This window comes from Georgenia sp., assembly GCF_054605595.1.
Window position 1 is genome coordinate 1 of sequence record NZ_JBTSDU010000136.1, and the last position, 8,017, is coordinate 8,017.

Genomic DNA, 8,017 nt, shown 5'->3' on the forward strand with positions numbered 1-8,017 from the left:
CCCGACACCGCGCGGGGAGGAGCCGGGCCGGCGAGCCTCCAGCGCCCGCGGCAGCGCGCACCCGGCCGCCCCCAGGTGCAGCGCGCGCACCGGCCCGGCCGGCCGGACGGCGTCGAGCATCACCACCATCTGCTGCATGTACTCGAACTCGAGGTGCGCCGGGTCCGAGAGGTCGAGGAACGAGGACTCGGTCCCGTCGAGCAGCAGCGTGACCCGGTGCGGCGCGCCCGGCTCCCGGCGCACGCTCGCCGTCCCCAGCGAGGTGGCGACCTCCTCGGTCGGCAGCGTGGGAACGGCCCTGCCCCGGCGGGGCGGTGCTCCCCGACGGCGGGCGGTCATGGTGGCCAGGCTAACGTGGCCACCATGAGCCGCGGCCCCCGCAGCGCGGACGCCCGCCGATCGTGGGGCGAGAACGACACCGGCTGCACGATCCTCCACGTCGACATGGACGCGTTCTTCGCCGCCGTCGAGCTGCTTGACCACCCGGAGCTGCGCGGGCTGCCCGTGATCGTCGGCGGGCAGCACCGGGGGGTCGTGAGCGCAGCGAGCTACGAGGCCCGTGCGTTCGGCGTCCACTCCGCGATGCCCATGGCCCGGGCCCGGCTGCTGTGCCCGCAGGCGGTGGTCCTGCCCGGGCGGCACGACCGCTACGCCGAGCTCTCCAAGCAGGTCATGACCGTACTCGGCGAGGTCACCCCGGTCCTGGAACAGGTGAGCATCGACGAGGCGTTCCTCGACGTCTCCGGTGCGTTGCGGCGCATGGGCCCGCCGCTGGGCATCGGCCGGTGGATCCGCCGCCACGTCCGGGACCGGACGGGCCTGCCCGCCTCGGTCGGGCTCGCCACGACCAAGCACGTCGCCAAGCTCGCGTCGACCCACGCCAAGCCCGACGGCCTGCTCCTCGTCCCGGCCGACGCCACCGTGGCGTTCCTGCACTCGCTCCCGGCCGGCGCGCTGTGGGGTGTCGGCGCCCGGACGGCCGAGGTGCTGGAACGCTACGGGCTCGACACCGTCGCGCAGATCGCCGCCACCCCGCTCGCCCAGCTCCACCGCCTGCTCGGCATCGCTGCCGGCCAGCGCCTGCACGAGCTCGCCTGGGGCATCGACCCCCGCCCCGTCGCACCGGGCCGGCTGGAGAAGTCCGTCGGTACGGAGACCACGTTCGCCGAGGACGTCACCGACCGCGACGTGCTCGGCCGCGTCCTCCTCGACCAGTCGCACCAGTGCGCGGCCCGGCTGCGCCGTGACGGCGTGCTCGCCGCGACGGTGGCCATCAAGGTCCGGATGGCCGACTTCCGCACGCTCACCCGCTCGCGGACCCTGCCCGCGCCGACGGACCTGGGCGCCGACATCGTCGCGGCCGCGCGCGACCTGCTCGCCGCGGTGGAGATCCCGCCGGCGGGCGTGCGGCTCCTCGGGGTGCGCACCGAACGGCTGTCGCCTGCTTCGGGCGGCGTGCAGCCGACGCTGGACGACAGCCCTCGACGTGCCGACGTCGAGCGGGCGATGGACGATGTCCGGAGCAGATTCGGTTCGAAGGTGCTCGGTCCAGCGTCGTTGCTCACAGTCCGGGGCGACACCGCTTCCCCGGGCGGCCCCAGCGACCTATCCTGATAGCAGTACCGTCGACGACGCGACGGAAGGCCGGGAATTGGAGGTTCACATGCCTCTCTCCGAATACGAGCAGCGGATGCTCCAGGAGATGGAGCAGCAGCTGCGGTCGGACGACCCGAGGTTGGCGAGCACGCTCGCGGACAAGGCGCGGCCCGACGTGCGACGACTGAGCGTCGGTGTGCTGCTCCTGCTCGCCGGCCTCGGTGGCCTGGTCGGCGGTGTCGCCGCCGGGCAGATGTGGCTCGGGGTGCTCGGCTTCCTCGCCATGCTTGCGGGCGTCATGGTGGCGATCTCGCGTCCCCGTGGTTCGGGGAAGGTGCGCGCGGGCGGACGTCCCACCCCGGAGCCCGGCCGTCCCGCCGGGGGCGCCGGCTTCATGCAGCGGCAGGAGCAGCGCTGGGACCGGCGTAACGAGGAGCGCGGGCACTGACGCCACACGATCCGTAGCTGCCCGTGGCCATCGGCCACGGGCAGCTCTTCTTTCTGTGGCGGCGCCGACCCACCTCCCGCCGCCGACACCCGCCACCTCCCGCCACCGACACCCTCCACTTCCCACCACCGTCGCGACCACCTCGCCGCCGCGGTGATCGCGACGGCGTCCAGCATGCCCGGAATCGGGTGAGAACGGCCGATCCGCCCTGGACGAAACCAGCCCCCGGCACCGACCCGGTCGGGCCACCCGCCCGTCGACCGAAGGGGGTGGTGTTTCCCCTCCACCTCCCGTCACCGTTGTGACCTGCACCTTCACGCCTCTTGAGGGCAGTATCGGGACTTTCACCGTTGACGGGGGAGGGAAGTGGAGTAATGTGGGGCCAGCGGGAGTCGACTGGGGTGTGGGAGAGGTGGTGGCCGGATGTTCCTGGGGACCTACGAGCCTCGCCTCGACGACAAGGGCCGACTCATCCTTCCGGCGAAGTTCCGCGAGCAGTTCGCCACCGGGATCGTCCTCACCCGGGGACAGGAGCGCTGCCTCTACGCGTTCCCCGTGCGCGAGTTCGAGGAGATGCACACGCGTCTGCGCCAGGCGCCGGTCACCAGCAAGGTGGCCCGCGACTACCTACGCGTCTTCCTCTCCGGCGCCACGGACGACGTCCCCGACAAGCAGGGCCGCATCACCGTCCCGGCCGGCCTGCGCAGCTACGCCGGGCTCGAGCGCGACCTCGCCGTCATCGGCGCGGGCACCCGGATCGAGATCTGGGACGCGCCGGCGTGGGAGACGTACCTCAGGGAGCAGGAGGCGGTCTTCGCCGACACCGCGGAGGAGGTGGTCCCGGGCCTCTTCTGACGCCTCCGCACTGCGAGGTCTCTCACCGCGACTCTGGCGCACTTCCCCGGTGCCAGAGCGGGCGGGGGGAGTCCTGGTCGGGCGGGGTCGCCACCCGCTCACCACGTCCACCACGTCCACCACGAGTCCCACCCGACGTCCCGCCGGAGCACCGGCACCGTCACGCCCCGCAGGAGAGCCGATGAGCCAGGCAGACGCAGCAGCGCTGCACGTGCCCGTGCTCGCCGAACGCTGTTTCGAGCTCCTCGGTCCCGCGATCGGGGCGCCCGGCGCCGTCCTCATCGACGCCACCCTCGGCATGGGGGGGCACAGCGAGTTCGCGCTCCGCCGCTTCCCCGGCCTGACGGTGGTCGGTATCGACCGTGACCCGCAGGCGATCGAGCTGGCCACCGCCCGCCTCACCCCGTTCGCGGACCGCTTCGTCGCCGTGCGCACCACCTACGACCACATCGACGACGTCGCCGCCGAGCACGGCACCGACGGCACCGTCCACGGTGTCCTGATGGACCTGGGGGTCTCCTCCCTCCAGCTCGACGACGCCGCGCGCGGCTTCGCCTACGCGCGGGACGCCCCGCTGGACATGCGGATGGACCCCACCTCGGGGACGTCCGCCGCCGAGCTCCTGGCCGAGGCCGACGAGGCCGAGCTGCGCCGCATCCTGCGCGTGTACGGCGAGGAGAAGTTCGCCGGACGCATCGCCGCGGCCATCGTGCGGCGCCGCGCCACCGCTCCGCTGGCCCGCACCGGTGAGCTCGTCGAGATCGTCCGGGAGAACATCCCCGCCGCCGCCCGTCGCACCGGCGGCAACCCCGCCAAGCGCACGTTCCAGGCGCTGCGCATCGCCGTCAACGCTGAGCTCGAGGCGCTCGAACGGGCGCTGCCCCGCGCCGTCGGCGCCCTCGCCGTGGGCGGGCGCATCGTCGTGGAGTCCTACCAGTCGCTCGAGGACCGACTCGTCAAGACCGAGCTGACCCGCGGCGCCACCTCCTCGGCCCCGCCGGACATGCCGGTCGAGCCCGAGACGCACAAGCCGTACCTGCGCCTGCTGACCAGGGGCGCCGAGGAGGCCGACGTCGCGGAGATCGAGCGCAACTCCCGCGCGAGGTCCGTCCGGCTCCGCGCCGCCGAGCGACTGCGACCCACCCCCGACCACCTGGCCATCCCGCCCGCACCCCGTTCGAGAAGGAGCCACGCCGCATGAGTGCCGTGCCCGTCCGTGCTCCGCGAACCACCGCACCACGTACTGCAGCCGCGCGCGCCACCTCCTGGCGTCCGCGCCTGTCCGTGGTGCCGAGCCCGCACCCCTCCCGCAGCTTCGTGCCGTTCCTCGTGCTGTGCGTCGCGGTCCTCACCGCCGCCCTGCTCGGCGCGCTCGTGCTCAACACGCAGATGGCGGCCACCGCCTACGAGATCCACGACCGGCAGGTCGAGCTCAACCGGCTCGACGAGGCCGAGGCGTCCCTGCGCGCCCAGGTGGAGATCGCCGGATCCCCGGCGACCCTGCAGCGCACGGCCGAAGATCTCGGCATGGTGCCCGCCGAGGGCATCCGCTTCATCCAGCTCTCCGACGGCGCCATCCTCGGGAGCCAGCCGTGAACACGGCCGTGGACCACCGGCTACGCCGCCAGGCGGCGCTCGTCGGCCTGCTCACGCTGCTCCTGGTCTTCTCCGGCCGTCTCGTGTACGTCCAGGCGGTGCAGGGCCCCTCGCTCGCCGACGCCGCCCGCGACGACCGCACCCGCACCTCGATCATCCGCGCCCCCCGCGGCGACATCCTCGACGCCGACGGGGAGATCCTCGCCACCTCCGTCGAGCGGTACAACATCGGTGTCAACCAGCGCCTCATCCCGCGGTACGTGCGCAAGGACGCCGAGACCGGCACGGTGCTCGCCACCGGCGCCGTCGCGGCCGCCGAGGTCCTGGCCCCCCTGCTCGAGCGGGACAAGGCCGAGCTCGGCGCGCAGCTCGTCGGCGACTCGACCTTCTCCTACCTCGCCAAGGGCCTGACACCGCAGCAGTGGCGCGACATCGCCGACCTCCGCATCCCCGGCATCGAGCCCGAGGAGACGACGGAGCGCATCTACCCCAACGACACCACCGCGGGCAACATCGTCGGCTACGTCGGCGGCGATGTCGACGGCGACGGCGACAAGGACGGCCTCGCCGGCCTGGAGTACACGTACGAGGAGGAGCTCACCGGGACGAACGGCAGCCTCACCGTCGAGATCGGCGGCACCGGCCAGGTCATCCCGACGGGCCTACGCGAGGAGGTCCCCGCCGAGCCCGGCAAGGCGGTGCACACCACCATCGACCGCGACCTCCAGCACTTCGCCCAGGGCAGCATCGACGAGGCCGTGGCCAGGTGGGGTGCCCAGTGGGGTGCCGTCGTCGTGGAGGAGATCGGCACCGGACGCGTCCTCACCATCGCCGACTCGGCCACGGTGGACCCCGGCAACTACCAGGACTGGGCAGCGAAGAACCGTGGCTCGCGTGCGATCCAGGCGCCGTACGAGCCGGGCTCCACCGGCAAGCTGCCCACGTTCGCCGCCGCCCTCGAGGAGGGCGTGGTCGACACCGGCACCGTCTTCACCGTCCCCGACCAGATCACGATGCCGAACGGGCAGACCTTCAGCGACAACGACCCGCACGAGACCAGGACGCTGACCACCACCGGCGTCCTCGCCACCTCGTCAAACACCGGCACCGTGCAGATCGGCGACCGGCTCTCCGACGACGTGCGCTACGGCTACCTGCGCGCGTTCGGCTTCGGCGAGCGGACCGGTATCGAGCTGCCCGGCGAGACCGCCGGCGTCCTGCGCACCCCCGAGGAGTGGGACGCCCGCACCAAGTACACGACCATGTTCGGCCAGGGCATGAGCGTGAGCCTGCTGCAGAACACCTCCATGGTCGCCACCATCGGCAACGGCGGCGTGCGGCTGGACCCCCACGTCGTCGACGGGCTCAGCGACGCCGACGGCCAGTTCGAGCCGACCGTGGTCGGCCCGGGCGAGCGGGTCTTCGGCCAGGAGACGGCCGACGAGATCGTCGCGATGATGGAGTCGGTGACCGCCAAGGGCGGCACCGGCGTCCTCGGCCGCGTCGACGGCTACCGCGTGGCGGCCAAGACCGGCACCGCCCAGATCTCCGACGGCGGGGGCGGGCTGAGCTCGCGCCTCGGCTCCTACGTCGGCCTCGCCCCGGCCGAGAACCCGCGCGTGGCCGTCGGTGTGGTGCTGTACAAGCCCGCCGGCATGTCCTACGGCGGCATCATCGCGGCCCCCGTCTTCAGCGCGGTGACCGGCTTCGCGCTGCGCCACCTCGGGGTGCCGCCGTCGACGACGCCGGCCCCGGACCTGCCGCGCGAGGCAGGGTGAGCCCCGGCGCGTCGGGTGGCCCCGCCCGGCCGGGTGGGAACAATGGAGCGGTGACCGCACCGTCCGACGATCTGCCCCGGCCCACCGCGCCCCGACCCCACCCGCTGGGCGGGCTGGCCGCCACGTTCGCCCTCGACCCCGCCCCTGCCACGGCACCGGGATGGGCGGACGTCGAGGTGCGCGGTGTCGTCGCCGACAACCGACAGGTCCGCGGTGGCGAGCTGTTCGTGGCCCAGCCGGGCGATCATGTGCACGGGGCCCGCTTCGTGCCCGCCGCCGTCGCGGCCGGTGCCGCCGCCGTGCTCACCGATCCCGCCGGCGTGGCGCTGCTGGTACCCCCGTATCCCGTCCCGGTGCTCGTCACCGGGCACGTCCCCGCCGTCATGGCGTCCCTGGCGGCCGAGCTCTACGGCCACCCGGGCCGGCGCCTGCGCTCCTTCGCCGTCACCGGAACCAACGGCAAGACCACCACGGCGTTCCTGGTCGACCACGCCCTGCGCGCCCTGGGACGTACCACGGGCCTGCTCGGCACGGTCGCGGTCCGGGTGGCGGGCGCCGAGGTCCCCGCCGCGCTCACCACCCCCCAGCCCGCCGAGCTGCAGGCGCTGCTGGCCGTCATGGTCGAGACCGGCGTCGACGACCTCGTCATGGAGGTCTCCTCGCACGCCCTCGCCCAGGGTCGGGTGGACGCCCTGGTCTACGACGTCGCCGGATTCACCAACCTCACCCAGGACCACCTCGACTACCACGGGGACCTGGAGACCTATTTCCGGGTCAAGGCCGACCTGTTCACCCCGGGCCGCTCCCGCCGCGGCGTCGTCCTCGTCGACGGTCCGTGGGGCCGGCGCCTGGTCGAGGAGCGCGACGGGCTCGTCGCTCTCGCCGTCCACGACACCGCGGTACCCGCCGACTGGCGCGTGCGCGCCGTCACCCCGGGCTCGGCGGGCACCGCGTTCACGCTGGCGCACCGCGACGGCCGGACCCTCACCACGTCGACGGCGCTGCCCGGCGCGTTCAACCTCGCCAACGCCGCACTGGCGGCGGCGATGGTGCTCGAGTCCGGCGTCGCCGCCGCCGCCCTCGAGGCCGCCCTCGCCGCAGCGGGGGGCCTGAGCCCGGCCGTGCCCGGCCGCATGGAGCAGCTCGCCGACCGCCCGCGCGTCGTGGTCGACTTCGCGCACAACCCCGACGCGCTCGAGCAGGCGCTGGCCGCGCTGCGCCCCACCACCTCGGGCCGGCTCGCCGTCGTCTTCGGCGCCACGGGGGAGCGGGACCGGGGCAAGCGGCCCCTGATGGGGCGCGTCGCCGCCACGGGGGCGGACCTCGTCGTGGTGACCGACGACGACCCCCACGACGAGCCGGCCGCCCGGATCCGGGCCGAGGTCCTCGCCGGCGCCACCGGTGTGCCGGGCACCACGGTGCGTGAGGTGGACGGGCGTGCGGGGGCGATCCGTACCGTGGTCCTGGCGGCCGCGGACGAGGACACCGTGCTCGTCGCCGGCCGTGGACACGAGACCGTGCAGGAGATCGCCGGGGTGCCGCACCACCTGGACGACCGGGAGGAGGTGCGTGCCGCTCTCGCGCTGCGCACCCAGGGAGCGACCCGATGAAGATCACCCTCGACGACGTCGCCGCCGTCACCGGCGGACGGCGGGCCGACCACCGCGGCGCCCAGCAGCACGCCGTCGACGGGCCCGTCGTCACCGACTCGCACGACGTCGTCCCGGGCGCCCTGTTCGTCGCC

7 protein-coding genes and 1 pseudogene are annotated in these 8,017 nt (G+C 73.9%); 7 read left to right on the forward strand and 1 reads right to left on the reverse strand.

Translation table 11 applies throughout. The features are described 5' to 3' along the window. Positions 1 to 339: pseudogene (locus tag ACYC1Z_RS12920) on the reverse strand (spermidine synthase); the annotation flags it as partial. A 24-nt stretch (positions 340 to 363) separates the two neighbouring features. Between ACYC1Z_RS12920 and dinB the strand changes: the two are divergent. The 7 genes from dinB (at position 364) to ACYC1Z_RS12955 (ending at position 7,883) form a co-directional block, all read left to right on the forward strand. Beyond that, positions 364 to 1,614, forward strand: a complete 1,251-nt coding sequence (gene dinB, locus ACYC1Z_RS12925; RefSeq protein WP_461409932.1) for a DNA polymerase IV — start codon at positions 364 to 366, stop codon at positions 1,612 to 1,614. Between the two features lie 49 nt (positions 1,615 to 1,663). After that, positions 1,664 to 2,044: a DUF3040 domain-containing protein gene (locus ACYC1Z_RS12930; RefSeq protein WP_461409933.1), complete on the forward strand. Its 381-nt coding sequence runs from the start codon at positions 1,664 to 1,666 to the stop codon at positions 2,042 to 2,044. Positions 2,045 to 2,467: 423 nt separating this feature from the next. Beyond that, positions 2,468 to 2,899, forward strand: a complete 432-nt coding sequence (gene mraZ, locus ACYC1Z_RS12935; RefSeq protein WP_461409934.1) for a division/cell wall cluster transcriptional repressor MraZ — start codon at positions 2,468 to 2,470, stop codon at positions 2,897 to 2,899. Between the two features lie 181 nt (positions 2,900 to 3,080). Continuing rightward, a complete protein-coding gene (gene rsmH, locus ACYC1Z_RS12940; RefSeq protein WP_461409935.1) occupies positions 3,081 to 4,100 on the forward strand; it encodes a 16S rRNA (cytosine(1402)-N(4))-methyltransferase RsmH in 1,020 nt (339 codons plus the stop codon). Beyond that, positions 4,097 to 4,495, forward strand: coding sequence for a hypothetical protein (locus tag ACYC1Z_RS12945; protein WP_461409936.1), 399 nt, complete (start codon positions 4,097 to 4,099; stop codon positions 4,493 to 4,495). Before rsmH ends, ACYC1Z_RS12945 begins: the two co-directional genes overlap by 4 nt. After that, a complete protein-coding gene (locus ACYC1Z_RS12950) occupies positions 4,492 to 6,273 on the forward strand; it encodes a peptidoglycan D,D-transpeptidase FtsI family protein (protein WP_461409937.1) in 1,782 nt (593 codons plus the stop codon). The genes ACYC1Z_RS12945 and ACYC1Z_RS12950 overlap by 4 nt, the downstream gene beginning before the upstream one ends. Before the next feature lie 50 nt (positions 6,274 to 6,323). After that, complete coding sequence (locus ACYC1Z_RS12955) at positions 6,324 to 7,883, forward strand: UDP-N-acetylmuramoyl-L-alanyl-D-glutamate--2,6-diaminopimelate ligase (RefSeq protein ID WP_461409938.1); 1,560 nt, start codon at positions 6,324 to 6,326, stop codon at positions 7,881 to 7,883. Positions 7,884 to 8,017: the final 134 nt, after the last annotated feature.

Bases quoted from the DNA above. Each gene is read 5' to 3' on its own strand.
- dinB (WP_461409932.1), top strand. From the start codon at position 364: ATGAGCCGCGGCCCCCGCAGCGCGGACGCCCGCCGATCGTGGGGCGAG.
- ACYC1Z_RS12930 (WP_461409933.1), top strand. From the start codon at position 1,664: ATGCCTCTCTCCGAATACGAGCAGCGGATGCTCCAGGAGATGGAGCAG.
- mraZ (WP_461409934.1), top strand. From the start codon at position 2,468: ATGTTCCTGGGGACCTACGAGCCTCGCCTCGACGACAAGGGCCGACTC.
- rsmH (WP_461409935.1), top strand. From the start codon at position 3,081: ATGAGCCAGGCAGACGCAGCAGCGCTGCACGTGCCCGTGCTCGCCGAA.
- ACYC1Z_RS12945 (WP_461409936.1), top strand. From the start codon at position 4,097: ATGAGTGCCGTGCCCGTCCGTGCTCCGCGAACCACCGCACCACGTACT.